This is a genomic window from Amycolatopsis sp. MtRt-6, from assembly GCF_017308975.1.
Taxonomy (GTDB): domain Bacteria; phylum Actinomycetota; class Actinomycetes; order Mycobacteriales; family Pseudonocardiaceae; genus Amycolatopsis.
In genome coordinates this window covers 15963-33919 of record NZ_JADWPD010000042.1, presented here as the reverse complement: position 1 = coordinate 33919, position 17957 = coordinate 15963, and the positions used below count along the sequence as shown (strand labels likewise).

Annotated in this window: 14 protein-coding genes; 7 read left to right on the top strand and 7 right to left on the bottom strand. The window is 73.0% G+C overall.

The window, feature by feature from the left end:
- Positions 1 to 3 precede the first annotated feature (3 nt).
- The 5 genes from I4Q55_RS43875 to I4Q55_RS43855 all read left to right on the top strand — a co-directional run bounded on the left by I4Q55_RS43875 (position 4) and on the right by I4Q55_RS43855 (position 7211).
- On the top strand, positions 4 to 1134 hold the full coding sequence (locus I4Q55_RS43875; RefSeq protein ID WP_206796666.1) for a hypothetical protein: 1131 nt from the start codon (positions 4 to 6) through the stop codon (positions 1132 to 1134).
- Between the two features lie 15 nt (positions 1135 to 1149).
- On the top strand, positions 1150 to 2604 hold the full coding sequence (locus tag I4Q55_RS43870) for an aldehyde dehydrogenase (NADP(+)) (protein ID WP_206796663.1): 1455 nt from the start codon (positions 1150 to 1152) through the stop codon (positions 2602 to 2604).
- 167 nt (positions 2605 to 2771) lie between these two features.
- Positions 2772 to 5138 carry a polysaccharide lyase 8 family protein gene (locus I4Q55_RS43865; RefSeq protein WP_206796661.1) on the top strand — a complete coding sequence of 789 codons (2367 nt, stop codon included), beginning with the start codon at positions 2772 to 2774 and terminating at the stop codon, positions 5136 to 5138.
- Between the two features lie 65 nt (positions 5139 to 5203).
- Positions 5204 to 6646: an NAD(P)/FAD-dependent oxidoreductase gene (locus tag I4Q55_RS43860; protein ID WP_206796659.1), complete on the top strand. Its 1443-nt coding sequence runs from the start codon at positions 5204 to 5206 to the stop codon at positions 6644 to 6646.
- Positions 6647 to 6776: 130 nt separating this feature from the next.
- Entirely contained in the window at positions 6777 to 7211 is a 435-nt protein-coding gene (locus I4Q55_RS43855; RefSeq protein WP_206796657.1) for a DUF6294 family protein, read from the top strand.
- 96 nt (positions 7212 to 7307) lie between these two features.
- Here I4Q55_RS43855 and I4Q55_RS43850 read toward each other — a convergent pair whose 3' ends face one another.
- From I4Q55_RS43850 to I4Q55_RS43825, 6 genes are all read right to left on the bottom strand, one after another.
- Positions 7308 to 7430: a ribosomal protein bL36 gene (locus I4Q55_RS43850; RefSeq protein ID WP_103347484.1), complete on the bottom strand. Its 123-nt coding sequence runs from the start codon at positions 7428 to 7430 to the stop codon at positions 7308 to 7310.
- A 73-nt stretch (positions 7431 to 7503) separates the two neighbouring features.
- Positions 7504 to 8670, bottom strand: a complete 1167-nt coding sequence (locus tag I4Q55_RS43845; protein ID WP_206796656.1) for a VWA domain-containing protein — start codon at positions 8668 to 8670, stop codon at positions 7504 to 7506.
- Complete coding sequence (locus I4Q55_RS43840; RefSeq protein ID WP_206796654.1) at positions 8667 to 10847, bottom strand: DUF5682 family protein; 2181 nt, start codon at positions 10845 to 10847, stop codon at positions 8667 to 8669. The genes I4Q55_RS43845 and I4Q55_RS43840 overlap by 4 nt, the downstream gene beginning before the upstream one ends.
- Positions 10844 to 11929: an AAA family ATPase gene (locus I4Q55_RS43835; protein ID WP_091314914.1), complete on the bottom strand. Its 1086-nt coding sequence runs from the start codon at positions 11927 to 11929 to the stop codon at positions 10844 to 10846. Before I4Q55_RS43835 ends, I4Q55_RS43840 begins: the two co-directional genes overlap by 4 nt.
- Positions 11926 to 13311 carry a DUF5691 domain-containing protein gene (locus I4Q55_RS43830; RefSeq protein WP_206796652.1) on the bottom strand — a complete coding sequence of 462 codons (1386 nt, stop codon included), beginning with the start codon at positions 13309 to 13311 and terminating at the stop codon, positions 11926 to 11928. The genes I4Q55_RS43835 and I4Q55_RS43830 overlap by 4 nt, the downstream gene beginning before the upstream one ends.
- A 43-nt stretch (positions 13312 to 13354) precedes the next feature.
- Positions 13355 to 14662, bottom strand: a complete 1308-nt coding sequence (locus tag I4Q55_RS43825; RefSeq protein WP_206796650.1) for an SWIM zinc finger family protein — start codon at positions 14660 to 14662, stop codon at positions 13355 to 13357.
- A 104-nt stretch (positions 14663 to 14766) separates the two neighbouring features.
- Between I4Q55_RS43825 and I4Q55_RS43820 the strand changes: the two genes are divergently transcribed.
- Entirely contained in the window at positions 14767 to 15276 is a 510-nt protein-coding gene (locus I4Q55_RS43820) for a PadR family transcriptional regulator (protein ID WP_206796648.1), read from the top strand.
- Complete coding sequence (locus I4Q55_RS43815) at positions 15276 to 15875, top strand: GyrI-like domain-containing protein (protein WP_206796646.1); 600 nt, start codon at positions 15276 to 15278, stop codon at positions 15873 to 15875. Before I4Q55_RS43820 ends, I4Q55_RS43815 begins: the two co-directional genes overlap by 1 nt.
- Before the next feature lie 2 nt (positions 15876 to 15877).
- On the opposite strand, the gene I4Q55_RS43810 is transcribed toward I4Q55_RS43815, so the two are convergent.
- Complete coding sequence (locus tag I4Q55_RS43810; protein ID WP_206796645.1) at positions 15878 to 17944, bottom strand: AMP-binding protein; 2067 nt, start codon at positions 17942 to 17944, stop codon at positions 15878 to 15880.
- Positions 17945 to 17957: the final 13 nt, after the last annotated feature.

The following is a 17957-nucleotide window of genomic DNA, read 5'->3' as shown; positions in this document are numbered from 1 at the left end:
CGGGTGAAGGTGACGGGGTACGCCTATCCCTGGGACGTTCTGGAATCCGGGTTCGTTTCGCGGGTTCAGGCGCTCGGCGTCGACGAGGTGGCGGTGGCGCTGTCGTACCACAGCGCTCGCGCGGCGACGCCGTGGTCGCCGTCCCGGACGGCCGTCGTCGCGCGGCACGCGGCGTTCTACCGGCCGGTGCGCCCGGACGCGTGGGGCACGCTGCTTCCGTCCACACCGGACTGGATCTCTTCCGAGGACTCCGGGGGTGACGCCGTCCGGCTGCTCAACGAGGCCGGGATCCCGGCCGCCGCCTGGATCGTGCTGACCCACAACTCCCAGCTCGGCTACGAGCACCCGGACGTCGTCGTGCGCAACTGCTTCGGCGAGGCTTATCCGTGGGCGTTGTGTCCTTCGCAGCCCGCCGTGCGCGAGTACGCCGCCGCGGTGGCCGCGAATTCCGTCGCCGGGCTGGAGCTGTCTTCGGTCATCCTCGAGGCCTGCGGCCCGCTCGGCGCGGTGCACCAGCACCAGCACGAGAAGACCGACGGCGTGTGGGCGCCCGCGGTGGCCCGGCTGCTGTCGATCTGCTGCTGCGAGGCCTGCGCGGCCGCGTGGGACGTCGACGCGGACGCCGTGCGGGCCCAGCTCGCCGAGGAGGTCCGGCGGCTGGTCGCCACCGGCGATCTCGGGGTGACGGCCGACGGCTTGCCGCCCTCGCTGACCTCGATGCTGCTGCGGGTCCGGCAGGAAGCCACCGATGCCCTGCGGGCCGCGGTTTTGGCGACGTTGCCGCCGGGCATCCGGGTCGTGCTGCACGGCGCGCTCGACCCGTGGGTCACCGGCGCGCTGCCCGGGCTGACGTCGTCGGCGCCCGAAGACGTCGACGCGGTCGTATTGTTCGGGTGGGTGCCCGCCAACGGTGCCGATGCCGTCGCGGCGGCCCGGGAGGCCCTGCCCGAGCGGGTCGCGATCGCCTGCTACATCACGGCGGTCGCCGCCGCGCCGGTGCCGGACATCGCCGGCTACGTCGGCGAGCTGGCCAAGGCGGGTGCCGCCGAGCTGCACCTGTACCACCTCGGCCTGGCCGGCCCGGGTCGCTGGGGCGACCTGGAGACGGCCACCGCCGCCGCCCATGAGAACTGAGGAGCTGCTTCACCGATGAGCCAGGCCACCGACGCCGCCACGCTCGAGAAGATCCTGGCGGGAGCCGCCGACGCGGCCCGTCCCGCCGCCGAGGCGACCCCGGCCGAACGGGCCGGTTGGCTGACCGCCGTCGCCGACGCCCTCGACGCCGCCGCGGGCGAGCTGGTCCCGCTGGCGCACGCCGAGACGCACCTGCCCGAGTCGCCGCGGCTGGCGGGCGAGCTGAAGCGCACGACGTTCCAGCTGCGCCTGTTCGCCGAGGTCCTCGCCGACGGCGAGTACCTCGGCGCCACCGTCGACCACGCCGACCCGGACTGGCCGATGGGCCCGCGGCCGGACATCCGCCGCGTCAAGACCGCGATCGGGCCGGTGCTGGTGTTCGCGGCGAGCAACTTCCCGTTCGCGTTCAGCGTCGCGGGCGGGGACACGGCGTCCGCGCTGGCCGCGGGCTGCCCGGTGGTCCTCAAGGCGCACCCGGGGCACCCGGAGCTGTCCGCGCAGACCGGTTCGATCGTGCGGGAGGCGCTGATCAAGGCGGGCGCGCCGGCCGCCCTGTTCAACGTGATCTTCGGCCAGGACGAAGGCGTCACAGCGCTGAAAGACCCGCGCATCGCGGCAGCGTCGTTCACCGGCTCGATCCCCGGCGGGCGGGCACTGTTCGACATCGCCGCGGCGCGGCCGCGGCCGATCCCGTTCTACGGGGAGCTGGGCAGCGTCAACCCGGTGGTGGTGACCGAGGCCGCGATCGCCGCGCGCGGGGAAGCCGTGGCCAAGGGCTACGCCGGGTCGTTCACCCTCGGCGCCGGCCAGTTCTGCACCAAGCCGGGCCTGCTGTTCCTGCCGGAGGACCACGGCCTGACCGAGGCGTTGCGCGCGGCGCTCTCCGGGGCGGCCGCCCAGCCGATGCTGAACGACCGGATCGCCGGCGGGTATTCGTCGCAGTTGGCGAAGCTGCGGAAGGTCCCGGGCGTGGAGGTCGTGGCTTCGTCGGATTCTTCGTCGCCCGCGTTCACGCCGACGCTGCTGGCGACGACCGGCAAGCAGTTCCTCGAGGGCGGCGCCACGGTGCACGAGGAGTGTTTCGGGCCGGCGTCGCTGATCGTCACCTACGCCGACCAGGCGGAGCTGCTGCGCCTGCTGGAGGTGATCGAACCGGGGCTCACCGCCACGATTCACGGCGAGGAGTCCGATGTGGACTGGCTGCGCCCGGTGCTGCCGTCGCTGGCCCGCATCGCCGGCCGGCTGCTGTGGAACGACTGGCCCACCGGGGTGACGGTGAGCTGGGCCCAGCAGCACGGCGGCCCGTACCCGGCCACAACCGCACCGACGACGACGTCGGTCGGCACCGCGGCGATCGAGCGCTTCCTGCGCCCGATCGCCTGGCAGGGCTTCCCCGACGCTCTGCTGCCCGAACCCCTGCAGGAGGCCAACCCCTGGCAGCTGCCCCGCCGCACCGACGGCTCCCGCTGACCCGGGGGGCGCCTCCGGCCCGCGGGGGCGCCCCCCGGTTCCACTCTATCGCTCGGCACCGACAGTTTCCGGGGCCGAGCGCCCGCACAGAACAAAATCCGCCGCCGCACAACTGAATCCCGTTCCCCCCGCAAGCCAAGGATGTCTTGATCCTGGGAGGCATTGTCATGCCCGTGAACCGGAGAAATGCCCTGCGCGGTGGTGCCCTGGCGGCCGCTTCCACCGTGCTCCTGACCCGCCCGGCCCTCGCCGCGCCCCCGAACAGAGCGAAAGCGGCGAGCGCGGTGCCCGCCGCGACCGCGCCGATCGTCGCCGCCTACCGGCAGCTGCAGACCGGCATCAACCGGCCGTCGCCGGAACGCGCCGAAGCGCTGGCCCACCTCGGCCGCGTCGCCAAAACCTACAACGCGAGCCTTTCCGTGGCCGGTGGTGGGGTTCCACTGTGGACCGACCTGCCGCTCGGCCCGGGCAGCGACTACACGACGTCGATGTACGCGCGGCTGCGCGCGATCGCCGTCGACTGGGGTACGCCGGGCAGTGCGCTGTCCGGTGACGCGAACGTCCTCGACCGCGTCAAGGCCGCGCTGGAACTCCTCTACACCAGCCAGTACAACGAAAACGTCGGTGAAATCGGCAACTGGTACACCTACGAAATCGGCATCCCGTACTACCTGCTGCACACGCTGGTGGTCGTCGCCGACGAGCTGACCGCCGATCAGCTCGCGCGTTACCTCAAGCCGGTCAAGCGGTTCGTCGGCAACCCGAACCTGCGCGCGAACAACCCGTCGGTGATCGAAACCGGCGCCAACCGCGCGGACAAGGCGCTCATCTCGATCGTCTCGGGCGCGATGCTCGGCGACACGGCGTGGATCAAGGCCGGCGTCGACGCGCTCACCGACGTCGCCGGCGGGGGCGCGGCGAGCGTCGTCGCGAAACTGGACCGCGCGGCCGGCGACGGCTTCCACGTCGACGGCTCGTTCATCCAGCACGACACCATCCCGTACCCCGGCCACTACGGCATCGTGCTGCTGAGCGCGCTCGCCGGCGCCATCCACGTCACGCAGGGCACCGAACACGCGCTCCCGCAGCCGTTGAAGGACAAGATCTACGCCCTGGTCGCGGACAGCTTCGCCCCCTTCGTCCACGCGGGCGCGCTGATGGAACCGGTGCGCGGGCGGATGCTCTCGCGGCAGGGGGAGACCGGCCACGACATCGGCCACCAGCTCACCGTCGCGACGCTGGTGCTGGCCCGGACGGCGTCGGGCAGGACGAAGACCGAACTGAACGCCCTCGCCGCGAAGTGGATCAAGGAAGGCGAGTACGCGCCGTTCCTGAAGATCCCGGACCCGGAGCGGTTCGCGCCCGGCCCGGACCTGGTGGCGACGCCGGGCATCGAGTTCGCGCAGGACATGCTGGCCTCGGGGGCACGGCCGGCGCGGGTCGAGGCGACGCACCGGATCTTCGGCCAGCAGGACCGGCTGGTCCACGTCACCGACGGCTGGTCGGCTTCCCTCGGCGTCAGCTCGACGCGGATCTCGCGCTACGAGGCCATCAACGGCCAGAACCTGAAGGGCTACCACGTCGGCGACGGCGTGCTCTACACGTTCCTGCCGAACGCCAAGGGCCACTACACCGACGCCTACTGGCCGACGGTCGACCCGCTGCTGCTGCCGGGCACGACCGAGCACGACGGCCCGGTCGACCCGAAGTTCGGTGGGGTGCCGGTCGGCCCGAACCCGCACACCGGTGGCGTCCGCTGGGACACGCGGCACGGCGCCCACGCGTTCGGCTTCACGAGCTGGGACGGGTCGCTGGTCGCGAAGAAGTCGTGGTTCTTCACCCCGGACGGGATCGTCTGCCTCGGCGCCGGGATCACCAGTACATCGGGGTACGCGGTGCGCACGACGATCGAGAACCGCAACCTCGGCGAAGGTGGCCGCGGCGCGCTGCTGGCCGACGGCCGGCGTGTGACCACCGACCTCGGGAAAGCCTCCGCGCTGCGGCGGCCGCGCTGGGCGCACCTGGAGAACGTCGGCGGGTACGTGTTCCTCGACGACGCCTCGGTGACGGCGGTGCGCGAAGACCGGACGGGCGCGTGGCGCGACATCGACACGGGCGCCAACACCAAGGGCACCACGACGCCGAACACGCGCCGGTACCAGAAGCTCGTCCTGGAACACGGCGTCAAGCCGACGGACGCGAAGTACGCGTACGCGGTGCTTCCGGGCGCGTCGGTGATCGACACGCTCACGGCGTCCCGGGCGTGGCGCGTGCTGGCGAACACCCCGGTGGCGCAGGCGGTCCGGGTGGCCGGCGGCACGGTGCTCGCGAACTTCTTCGCGGCGGGCTCCGTCGGTGAGCTGAGCGTGTCGGGCCCGGCGTCGGTCGCGCTCGGGCGGTGCGGGGGCCGGACCCAGCTCGCCGTGTCGGATCCGACGCAGCTGCAGGACAGCGTCACGGTCACGGTGCGTGACCGGGCCGTCGTGGTGCCGATGGCGGGCACCTTCGGCGCGACGAAGGTGATCCTGGTGTAAGGCCTCCTCGCCGGGCCGGTGCCCCGACCCGGTCCGGCGGGGTCCCCACCTCGTAGGCTGCCGTCATGACCGAGCACGTGGACGTCCTGATCGTGGGCGCCGGCCTGTCCGGCGTCGGCGCGGCCTGCCGGCTGCAGGAGCGGCTGCCGGGCAAGACGTACGCCGTGCTGGAAGCGCGGGACACGATCGGCGGCACCTGGGACCTCTTCCGGTATCCGGGCATCCGGTCCGATTCGGACATGTTCACTCTCGGTTACCCGTTTCGGCCATGGAAGGACCCGAAGGCGATCGCCGACGGCCCGTCGATCCTGAGCTACATCCGGTCGACGGCCTCCGCGTTCGGTGTCACCGCGCACATCCGCTTCGGCCACCGGGTCGTGGCGGCGTCGTGGTCGTCGCCGGACGCGCGGTGGACGGTCTCGACCGCGCACGGCGCCACGTTCACCTGCCGGTTCCTGTACCTGTGCAGTGGTTACTACTCGTACGACTCGGGGCACGTCGTCGACTTCCCCGGCCGGGCTGAGTTCGACGGCGAGGTCGTGCACCCGCAGCACTGGCCGGACGCGCTGGACTACACGGACAAGCGGATCGTGGTGATCGGCAGCGGCGCGACGGCCGTGACGCTGGTCCCGGCGCTCGCCTCGCGCGCTTCGCACGTGACGATGCTGCAGCGGTCGCCGTCGTACGTCGTGGCGCGGCCGGGCCGGGACGCGCTGGCCGACCGGCTCCGGGCCCTGCTGCCGGAGAAGCTCGCGCACCGGGTGGTCCGCGGCAAGAACGTGGTCATGGGCACGCTGTACTTCCAGCTGATGCGGCGGCTGCCCGGCCGGGCGGCGCAGGTGCTGCGCAAACGCGTGGCGGCGCAGCTGCCGGCGTCGATCCCGGTCGACCCGCACTTCGCGCCGTCGTACGACCCGTGGGACCAGCGGCTGTGCCTGGTGCCGGACGCGGACCTGTTCCGGGCGTTGCGTTCGGGCCGAGCGGACGTCGTGACGGATCGGATCGCGCGGTTCACGTCGTCCGGCGTGGCGCTGGAGTCGGGCCGCTCGCTGCCGGCGGACGTCATCGTGACGGCGACGGGGCTCCGGCTGGTGGCGTTCGGCGGGATCACGCTGACGGTCGACGGCCGCGCGATCGAGCCGGGCGAGCATCGGGCGTACAAGGGGACGATGTTCGGCGGGGTGCCGAACCTGGCGTGGTGCGTGGGGTACACGAACAGCTCGTGGACGCTGCGGGCGGACCTGGCGTCGCAGTACGTGTGCCGCCTGCTGGCGTACCTGGACCGGCACGGGTTCGCGTTCTGCGTGCCGGACGCGGCGTCGGCGGCGGGCGCGGGACGGCCGCGGCCGATCGTGGACCTGCAGTCGGGGTACATCAAGCGGGCCGCGGACGGCCTGCCGAAGCAGGGCGTCCGGCGGCCCTGGATGATGCGGCAGAACTACCTGCTCGACCTGGCCGACATGCGGTTCGCCCGGCTCGACGACGGAGTCCTGCGCTTCGCCCGCTGAGGTCCTTTTCGGGCAGCGGAAAGACGGTCTTTCCGGGTGGTGTTCCGTGTCCGCCGGCTCCTGGTGATCGATTTTCCGCCGTGTCACGGTGATGAGCACACACCATCACGTGATCAGGGAGGAAACACTGATGCGACTTGTCAACTGGGTGAAATCGGCGGCGGTGGCGCTGGCCGTGCTGAGTGGCGGCGTCGCCGTCGCCGCACCGGCTTCGGCCACGACCACCGGTATCACGTTCCGGACAGCCAACGACCTGCATGCGGGCGACTGCACGCTGTTCCACGGCGCGACGTGGGTCCTGAACCCGGACGGGACGGCCTCGTTCGACGGCACGGTCACCAGCAGCGACGACAACGACGCCTGGCTGATGTGGGCGCACGTGCTGGACCGCAACGGCGCCGAGATCGGCCTGGTGGGCAACAGCTTCCCGAACACGCCGGACCCGAACAAGTTCGCCCAGAACATGCCGGACAGCAGCCGCCAGTACCGCTTCCTGGCGACGGGCCACTTCCCGGCCTCGTGGTACGGCCTGATCGGCAAGCTGCGCCTCGAGTACCGCTGCTGAACGTGTGCCGCTGCCCGCCCGGTCACGGGTGATGCCCCTCGGGGCACGAGCGGGCCCCGGAACCGTGGGGTTCCGGGGCCGGTGCGGCTGCTCGGGTCAGCCTTGGCGGGCCTTCGAGCGCGGGTTGTCCTTGTTGATCACCAGCACCTTCGTGCCCCGGCGGATGACCTGGGCGCCCGGCCGGCGGGCGAGCGAACGGATCGAGCTGCGGACCTTCATCGTGAGCCGTCCTTCCCGTGGGAGCTGTCCCACGTTCCGGTCAACCGCCGCGGGGTCGGTTTCATTCCGCAACTCAGCTGCTCTCCCGGGCCACCCACCCCTGCAGGTCGTCGCCGCGAATGGCCGCGGCCATCAGCTCGGGGAACTGGTCCGGTGTGCACGCGAAGGCCGGGATGCCCAGCTCGGCCAGGGCCGCCGCGTTCTCGTGGTCGTACGACGGGGCGCCCGAGTCCGACAGCGCCAGCAGCGTCACCACCTGGACCCCCGCGCCGGCCAGCTCGGCGATGCGGTGCAGCAGCTCGTCGGAGTCGCCGCCCTCGTACAGGTCGCTGATCAGAACCAGCAGCGTCCGCTCCGGGCGCTCGACCAGGCCCTGGCAGTACGCGATCGCCCGGTTGATGTCCGTGCCGCCGCCCAGCTGGGTGCCGAACAGGACGTCGACCGGGTCGGCGAGGTGCTCGGTGAGGTCCGCGACCTCCGTGTCGAACGCGACGAACGACGTCTTCAGCGCCCGCATCGACGCCAGCACCGCGCCGAACAGCCCCGAGTACACCACCGACTCCGCCATCGACCCCGACTGGTCGACGGCCAGGATCACGTCCCGCTGCACCGCCTGCTGCCGCCGGCCGAAGCCGATCAGCTTCTCCGGGACGATCGTGCGCAGGTCGGGGGAGTAGTGCTTGAGGTTCGCGTGGATCGTGCGCGCCCAGTCGACGTCGCCGGGACGCGGCCGGTGCGTGCGCGACGCCTTGTCCAGCGCGCCCCGGATCGCCGCGCGGGTGCGTTCGGCGAGCCGCTCCTCCAGCTCGGTGACGACCTTGCGGACCACCTCGCGCGCGGTCTCCTTGGTCTCCTCGGGCAGCACGCCGTTGAGCGACAGCAGGGTGCCGACCAGGTGGACGTCCGGCTCGACCGCCGACAGCAGCTCCTTCTCCAGCAGCATCCGGGTCAGCCCGAGCCGGTCGACCGCGTCGCGCTGCATGACCTGCACGACAGTGCTCGGGAAATACCGCCGGATGTCGCCCAGCCAGCGCGCGACCCGCGGCGCCGACGCACCCAGGCCCGCGCTGCGCGGCCCGCCCGTGGCCTCCTCGTCGGGCTTGTCGTAGAGCGCGGCCAGCACCGCGTCCACCCCACTGTCCTCATCGGACAGCTGACCGTCCAGGCCGGACCCCGGCCCGGCGCCGTCCCCGCCCAGCACCAGCCGCCAGCGCCGCAGCCGGTCCGTGTCCGTGCTCATGTCCCCACCCCCAGCAGCGTCGCCAGCACCGGCAGCACGCGCTCGGCCCGGTCCTCGTCGAGTTCGTCGGCCGGCGCCACGGCCCGCGCGGCGCCGGCGAGCCCGGCCGCGCGCTGCCCGATCGCCCGCTTCTCGGGGCCGCTGAAGGCCCCGAAAGTGCGGCGCAGCAACGGAAGCACCTCGGTGAAGAGGTCGGGGGGGATCGCCGCCAGCCACGCGTCGATCACCCGCAGCAGGCTTTCGTCGTGCACCAGCAGCAGGGCCCCGCCGTCGAAGAAGCCTTCGACGTACGCCGCGCCCGCCGAGGGCGTGACGCCCGGCGTGAGCGCGCGACCCAGCCGCAGCTCGACGTCGAGCGCGTCGAACTGCCCGGCGTCGTGCAGGATCCGGGTGAGCCGCCCGGCCAGCAGTGGGGGCAGCGACGGCCGTTCCGCCAGCCGGGCCAGCGCCGCCAGCCAGCGTTCCTTCGGCTCGTCGCCCAGCAGGGCGGTCGCGTCGTGCACCCCGTCGACCAGCTGGGCCAGCCGGGCCGCGGCGTCGTCGTCGATGCCGTGGGTGGCCGGTGGCAGGCCGGCGCAGATGCGGTCCAGCATCCGGTCGGCGACCGCCCGCAGCGCGCCGGTGTCGGTGCCGCGGACGTTGCCGTAGCGGGTTGCCCTGGCCAGCGCCGGCAGGGCCGACATCAGCCGGGCGACGTCCGCGTCCGCCGCCGCCCGGGCGTCGAGCGCCGCCAGTGCTTCGGGCAGCGCCTCCGGCAGGTCGGCGAGCAGGCAGTTTTCGACGGCCGTGGTGACCTCGTCGAGCGGGGGCGTGCCTTCGACCGTGCCGCGGACCGCGGCGGTGGCCGCCGAGGGCACGGTGGTGCCGTACACCGCCGCCGCGACCAGGTCGACCTCGAACGACGGTTCCCAGCAGAGCGCCCACGTTTCGCGGAACGTGCCCTTGTTCCGCCGCGCCGACGCCTCGCGGCTGCCCCACTCGATGCCGAGGATCCGCAGCCGGTGCAGCAGCTTCGAGCGGTCGAGCCCGCCCGGCGTGCGCAGGTCGAGGTCGAGCTCCTTGACGATCGGGTCCTTCTTGAGCCGCAGGCGTTTCGCGGTCGCGGTCAGGTCCGCGGCCAGCGGCGGCTGCGGGACGCGGCCGGGTACCTCGCCGAGCCGTTCACCGACCACCAGCCGCCGCGTGACGAGCTCGACCTGCACCTCGTCGCCGCCGCACAGCACGGACCGGGTGGCTTCGGTGACCTCGGCGAGCCCGGCCGACGACCGGCCCCGCAGCGTGGCCAGGGTCTCGGCGAGGCGGACCGCCTCGATGACGTGCGCGGTCGAGACGGGCAGGTCCTCCTCCCGCAGCACCGCGGCGACACCGGCCAGCCAGCGGGTGGTGACGTCGCCGGCCGTGGTGAAGAGGTGGTGGTACCAGCCGGGCGAGCGCACGCCCGCGCCGTAGCCGCTGGCCGTGGCGAGGCGCCCGTGCGTCCACGGCACCCAGGTGCACGCGACCTTCCGCTTCGGGAGTCCTTTGAGGACGGCCTGGTCGTGCGACGCCGGCGGCAGCGGGTCGGCCAGCGCGGGCACGTGCCACGCCCCGCAGACGACGGCGATGTTCTCGAAGCCGTCCTTGCGGGTGCGGCGCAGCACCGAGCGCATGTAGGCCTCGCGCCGGGCTTCGTTGCCCCGCGGCGGTTCTTCGTCCTCGCGCACCGCGGTCATCGCGTCGGCGATCACCTCGAACGGGTTTTCGGTGTCCCGCCGCGACTCGACGACGTCGTCCCACCAGCGTTCCGGGTCGTCGTAGCCGCCGGCCGAGGCCAGCAGGGCCAGCGGATCGACCGGCGGGCCGGCGTGCTCGTCCGGCGCCGCGGCGAACGTGTGCGCGGCCGGGAGGTCGCAGAACCGGACCGGGATGCCGGCCTCGCGGGCGTAGGTGAGCGCCTGCCATTCGGGGCTGAAGACGGCGAACGGCCAGAACGCGGCGCGCGAGACGTCGTCGGGGGCGTAGGCCAGCAGCGCGACCGGCGGCCGCATGGCCGGGTCTTCGGTGAGTTCGACCAGGGCGTCGGCCTCGGGCGGGCCCTCGATGAGGACGACGTCGGGTTCGAGTTCGGCGAGCCGCGTCGCCACGGCCCGGGCGGACCCCGGGCCGTGGTGGCGGATGCCGAGCAGGTGTGTGGTCAAGAGATCTCCTGGCCCGCCCGGTAGAAGTCGGCCCAGCCGTCGCGTTCGCGGACCACGGTTTCCAGGTATTCGATCCAGATCGCGCGGTCGGCCACCGGATCCTTGACCACGGCGCCGTGGATGCCCGCCGCGACGTCGTGCGGGCGCAGCACGCCGTCGCCGAAGTGGGCGGCCAGGGCGAGCCCGCCGGTGAGCACGCTGATCGCCTCCGCGGTCGACAGCGTGCCGGACGGCGACTTCACCGCCGTGCGGCCGTCTTCGGTGCGGCCCGAACGCAGCTCGCGGAACACCGTGACCACCCGGCGGATCTCGGCCAGCTCGGCGGCTTCCGCGGGCAGCTTCAGCGACGCGCCCAGCTCGGCGACCCGCCTGCTGACGATCTCGACCTCGGCTTCGGCGCTGTCCGGCAGCGGCAGCACGACCGTGTTGAACCGCCGCCGCAGCGCGCTCGACAGCTCGTTGACGCCCTTGTCGCGGTTGTTCGCCGTCGCGATCAGGTTGAAGCCCGGGCGCGCCTGCACCTCGGTGCCCAGCTCGGGGACCGGCAGCGTCTTCTCGGACAGGATGGTGATCAGCGAGTCCTGGACGTCCGCGGGGATGCGCGTCAGCTCTTCGAGCCGGGCCAGCTTGCCGTCGCGCATCGCGCGCAGCACCGGGCTTTCGACGAGCGCGGCGGCGCTCGGGCCCTCGGCGATCAGCCGGGCGTAGTTCCAGCCGTAGCGGATCGACTCCTCGGACGTGCCCGCGGTGCCCTGCACCAGCAGCGTCGAATCACCGCTGATGGCCGCGGAGAGGTGTTCGGACACCCACGTCTTCGCCGTGCCGGGCACGCCGAGCAGCAGCAGCGCGCGATCCGTGGCGAGGGTGGCGACGGCGACCTCGATCAGCCGCCGCGGGCCGACGTACTTCGGGGTGATCACGGTGCCGTCGGCCAGGGTGCCGCCGAGGAGGTACTCGACGACGGCCCACGGCGACAGGTTCCAGTTGGGCGGCTTGGCCCGGTCGTCGGCGGCGGCCAGCGCGGCCAGCTCGGCGGCGTGGTCCTGTTCGGCGTGCGGCCGGAGGACGGTGGGGGCGGTCATGCGAGCTCCTCGTACATTTCGCGGCGGAAGTTCAGGGTTTCGGTGAGCGCCCGGCGCCACGGCCCGGCGTCCATGGTCAGGCGGGTGGTGGCCAGCGGGTGGCGCAGGCACTCCGCCGGGACCGCACGGGCGATCACGACGGCGGCGTGCGAGACCAGGCGGTGGTCGTCCTGGCGGGCGATCCAGTCGAGCAGTGCGGTGCCGAGCTCCTTCGTCCACGGCCGGGGCAGTTCGTGCACCAGCCGCGCGAACGATTCGACGGGCAGCCGGCTGATCAGGTGCCCGATGGTGGCGGCCTGGCTCGCCGGGCTCAGCACACCGAGCAACGGTGGCGTGGTGCGCCCGCCGGGGTCGGCGCCGATGAGGGCCTGCGCCCAGGTTTCGTCGCGCTGCCGCAGGGCGGCGGTGGCCCAGGAGTCCCGCAGCACGGCGGCCGGGCAGCCTTCGACGGTCATCCGCACGACCTCGGCGGGTGGGCCGAACTCGGTCCAGAAGGACAGTGGAGCGGCCGCGACGAGGGTGCGCAGCCGGACCGTGCCGTCGCCGCGCTCGCCCGGGGGCAGGGCGACGGTGAGCACCCGGTTCCGGCGGTGGACCAGCGGTTTGAGCCGTTCGGCCATGCCGCGTCCGTAGCGCGTGCCGGGCAGCCGCCCGAGCAGCTCGGCGGCCTGTTCCCGGACGGCGGCCGCGCGGTCGGTCAGCGCGGCTTCGAGGAAGGCTTCGTCGTCGGCCCGGACGTGCCCGGCGAGCACGCCGAGGAAGTCGGCCCGGACGTCGGCGGGCTCGCTCTTCCAGGAAGCGATGAGGGCTTCCCGGGCGGCGTCGGGGTCTTCGGCGAGCTTGGCGGCGAGCCAGCGACGGCGCTGGGCGAGGCTGCCGTACTGCCAGACGTCGGCCTGCTCTTCCGCGGGTGCGGCGAGGAAGGCCCAGTCGGGATTGCGTTGCCCGAGCCAGGCGCCGGTCGGCCCGGCGACGGCGGCCAGCGGGCTCCGCAGCGCGGCTTTGGTGCGGGCGGCCTCGGCGAGCAGCGGCAGGGTCTCCGGCGGGAGCCGGTAACCGGTGCCGGCGACGATGCCGAGCCATTCGAGCAGGAGGTCGGGATGGCTGGCGGCGAGGAGGCGGCCGAGCCGTTCCCGCGCGAGCGGGGGCACGAAGGGTCGCTCGTCTTCGGCGGCGACGGGCAGCGGCCGGACGTCGCGGAGCGGCTGCCGGCCGGCCCTGCGGTAGGTGCTGAGCACGGCCGCGGCGGCGAGCAGTTGTTCGGCGGGGTCTCGGCGGTCGGCGAGGAGCTCCCGGACGGCCGGTGGCTGGGTGGCGGGGTCGAGGGTGCGCCGCCGGGTGCCAAGGAGGGCGGTGCCGACGAGATCTTCCCAGGCTTTCACGGGCGGACCTCCGGTTTCCGGATGTGGTGCGGGGAAAAGACGTTCACAGCCGCACCGCCCGGTTCTCGTGCCAGCACGTCAACGGCCGCAACCCCGCCGGGCTCCATTCGGCCGCCACCGTCAGCGGGCGACCCGCCGACAACGCCAGCAACGACCACGGGAACACCGAGGGCACCAGTGGCAGCGCCGTTCCGTCCTTTTCGGACAGACACCAGCCACCCGCGTGCTCGGCGGGGGTCACGCCCGACAGCAGCACCGGCCAGCGTTCCAGCCAGGGATCCGCCGCCATGGCCCGCGCGTACGTCGCCAGTGCGGCCGAGATCGACCCTCCTTCGGCCGTCGGGGCCGGCAACGGGATCCCGCGCTCGGCCACCAACGCCCGCAGCGGTGCCGCGCCCGGGTGGAACGCCAGCTCCGCCGTCAGCCGGTGGCCCGGTGGCAACGACGTGTCGAGGGGACGGCCCGGTGGCGCGAACGACAGCACCAGCGCGTCCCGGCCCGTGCCGAGGCCGCGCAACCACGTGCGGCGGGTCAGCAACCGGTCGTTCTCCTCGTCCGCCGCGCCCGTGATCAGCCACTCGTCCGCGACGCGCTCGCCGCTCTCCAGGACCTTGGCCGTCTCCACCGAGAACCCGAGCCGGGTGCGGACCGTCTCCGCCAACGCCGGCGGCAGGGACGCCAACCGCGTGGCCGCGTCGGCGAGCAGGTACAGCTGGGACAGCTCGGCCAGCAGCGCCTCCGGCCAGTCGCGCCGGCCGACGATCCCCGCCGCCCGGCGGAGGCCGCCCGCGAGGCCGGACGCCTGCGCGTCGACCATCCGCGCCGCGACCGTGCGCAGCTCTTCGCCGCCGGTGCGCTCGAACCCCGCGAAGCCGGCGCCGATCCGGTCGGTCAGCCAGACCTTCAGCTCCGCGACGCCGCTTTCGACGCGGGCCGCCCGTTCGGAAGCACGCCGGGCGGCCGCTTCCTCGTCCTTCGGCCCCGCCGCCTCGGCGCGCTTCTCCGCCCGCCGGGCGCGGTCGGCGCGTTCGGCCAGCCACGTGTGCACCCACTCGGGCGGCTCCGCGGCGTCGATCCGCCCGGCCGCCCACAGCATCAGCAGCCCCAGCGCGTGCTTGCACGGGAACTTCCGGCTGGGACAGGAACACCGGAACGCGGGCTCGGCGAGCTCGACGCACGTCTGGTACGGCTTCTTGCCACTGCCCTGGCAGAAGCCCCACACGGCGTCTTCGGACGCACCCGCGCCCGACCACCGAGCCGGCGCGGCCAGCGCCCGGCCCGCCTTCTCCGAAGCGGGATCCGGCGCCATTCCGGCCACGCGTTCCGCGGTCCACGGCACTGCCGTCACCACCTGTCCCCCCACTGTTCTCCCCTCGCTTTCCGGTCTTCGCTGAAGCATGCCAGCACCCACCGACAATTTCGGGAAGCCGAGTATTCTAGTGCTAGAGTACGGCGGTGCTGACCGACGCGGAACTGACGGTGCTCGGCCTGGTCGCCGAGCGGCCGAGGCACGGCTACGAGCTGGACGAGGTCGTCTCCGAGCGCGGCATGCGCGACTGGACGGCGCTCGGCTTCAGCTCGATCTACTACGTCCTGGGCAAACTCCGCGACAAAGGCCTGGTCGCCGAGGTCGAAGGCGAACGCGCGCACCCCAAGGCCAAGAAGACGTTCACGGCCACCGAAGCGGGCCGGCAGGCGTGCGCGGCCGCCGCCGAAGCCGCCATCGCCGAGCTGCGTCCGGTGCACCCGCCCGTGCTCGTCGGCCTGGCCAACAGCCCGGCCATCCCACCCGAACGGCTCGCGGCCGCGCTGGCCAAGCGCGCGGAAGCGGTCGGGGAGCGGCTGGCCGAGGTGCGGCGCGCCGCCGCGGCCCAGGACCACGCCCCGCCGTTCGTCCGGGCGATCTTCGACTACTCCCTCGCCCAACTCGAGGCGGAAGCCCGCTGGCTGGAAGGAATGACCTGATGCCGTACGACATCAAGAAGGACCTCAAGCAGCTCTACGCGCCCAAGAACCCGGACTGGGCACTGCTCGACGTCCCCGCGCAGCAGTTCCTCGCGATCGACGGCCGCGGCAACCCGAACACGGCGGAGAGCTACCAGAAGGCCGTCGAGGCGCTCTACACCTTCGCCTACACGATCAAGATGGCGGCGAAACAGCGCGGCGAGGACTTCGTCGTGGGTCCGCTGGAAGGCCTGTGGTGGGCGGAGGACTACGCCGCCTTCACCGTGCGCGCCAAGGACTCCTGGCAGTGGACGATGCTCATCGCGCAACCGTCGTGGATCGGTGCGGACGCCGTCGAGGAAGCCCGGGAAACGGTGCGGCGCAAGAAGAAGCTCGACGCGCCGGTCCGGTGGGAGAAGCTGCGCGAAGGCCGCTGCGCGCAGGCGCTCCACGTCGGCCCCTACGACGACGAAGGCCCCCTGCTGGCTCGCCTGCACGACGAGTTCCTGCCGGAGCGGGGCCTGAAGCCGACCGGCCTGCACCACGAGGTGTACCTCGGCGACCCCCGGCGCGTCGAGCCCGCGAAGCTGCGGACGGTGCTGCGGCAGCCGGTCGGCTGAGATCAGTATTCGCTGGTCGCCGGCCAGGTGTCGTCGTGCAGGAGGCGCTTGAGGATTTTGCCCGTGGCGTTCCGCGGCAGGTCCGGCACGAAGTACACGTCCCGCGGCACCGCGAACCGGGCCAGGCGGTGGTGGATGTACTGCCGGATGTCCTCCGCGTGCAGGGACGCGCCCCGCCGCGGGACGACGTACGCCGCCAGGCGCTGGCCCCACTCCGCGTCCGCCACGCCGACCACCGCCGCGTCGTGCACGCCCGGGAGCGCCACCAGTGCCTCCTCGACCGGGCGCGGGAACACGTTCTCGCCGCCGGAGACGATCATCTCGTCGGCGCGGCCGGTGACGAACAGGCGGCCGGCCGCGTCGAGGTAGCCGACGTCGCCGCTGGCCATCATGTCCGCCGCGCGGGCCGGGTCGGTGCCGCTCGTGTAGCCCTCGAACAGCATGTCGTTGCCGACGAAGATCTGGCCCTCACCGCCCGGCGGCACCGGCTTGCGGTCCTCGTCCAGGATTGCCAGCCGGGTGCCGAGCGGGCAGCGGCCGGCCGTCGTCGGCGCCGCGCGCAGGTCGGCCGGGTCGGCGATGCTCGCCCAGGACACCTCGGTCGAGCCGTAGAAGTTGTAGAGGATGTCGCCGAAGGTGTCCATGAACTGCGTGACGAACGACCCGGACAACGCCGAGCCGCTGCTGGCCACGATCCGCAGCGACGACAGGTCGTAGCGCGCGCGGACCCGTTCCGGCAGGTCCATGATGCGCTGCAGCATGATCGGCACCGCGAACAGCGCGTCGCACTTCTGCTCGGCGATCGTCCGCAACGTCTCTTCGGCGTCGAACTTGCGGATCAGCGCGAGCGACGACCGCAGCGCCATGCCGATCTGCATCGCGGCGAGGCCCCAGGTGTGGAACAGCGGCGCGGCCACGAGCAGCCGGTCGCCGGCGCGCAGCGGGATCCGGTCGAGGATCGCCGCGGCGGTCCCCAGCCCCTTCGGCGTGGGGCGGCGCGCGCCCTTCGGCGTGCCGGTGGTGCCGGAGGTGAGCACGATCAGCCGTCCCGGCCGCTCGACCGGCTTCGGGCGGTCGGCGGGCGCGGCGTGGATCAGCTCGTCGACGGTGGGGTAGCCGGCGTCGGCGTCCGGCCAGGTGCTGATCCGGGCGAAGTCGCCCGGCACGTTGGCGATGGTCTGCGCGAACTCGTCGTCGGCCAGCACGGCGGACGGCTGGTGCTCGGCGATGACGTCCTTGACCGAGGCGGCGGACAGGCCGGTGTTCAGCAGGATGACGTCGGCGCCGAGTTTGCTGGCCGCGACGAACGACTCGATCATCGCGGAGTGGTTGCGGCACATCAGCGCGATCCGGTCGCGCTCGACGACGCCGAGTTCGCTGAGCGCGTTGGCGAGCCGGTCACTGCGCTCCTGGACCTGCCGGAAGGTGCGGACGCTGCGCTCGTCGTGCAGGGCGAGCTCGTCCGGGACGCGGGCCGCGGCGGCCTGGTAGCCGCCCGCGACCGTGGCGCCCCACTGCGCGAGGGAGTTCAGCTGGCGCGCGAGCTTGTCCGGCCGGCCGGCGCTGAGCACGCCGGCGCGCAGCAGGATGCTGGTGGTGCGCAGCTTGGTGGCCTTGTTGGTCTCGCCGTCGGCTTCGGGGTCGTGCTCGCCGGCCAGGTGCAGCTCGAGGCGCCGGCCGAGCGCGCGGACGTCCTTCTTGATCGACGACACCAGGTCGACGTGCGCCGGCGGCAGCATCATCCGCACGAACAGCTCGGTCCCGCCGCCGGCCAGTGGTCTCAGCTCGAGGGAGACCCAGGTGCCCTCGTCGGGGACCCCGCACCACACGACGTGCTCGCCCGGCCGGTAGACGACGGCCTGCATCTGCGTCTCGAACATCGGTCCCCGCGCGGGGACGATCCGGATCACGCCCTTCGGGCCGCGCCCGCGCCCGGCCGGCTCCTGGATCTCGCACCAGCTGATCTCCGGCACGAACCGCGAGTACCACTCCGGCGATCCGACGATCTGCCACACCACGTCCGGCGGGTGCCCGACCACCGCACTCGCTTCGACCACATCATCACGCATTGTCTGCCCTCAC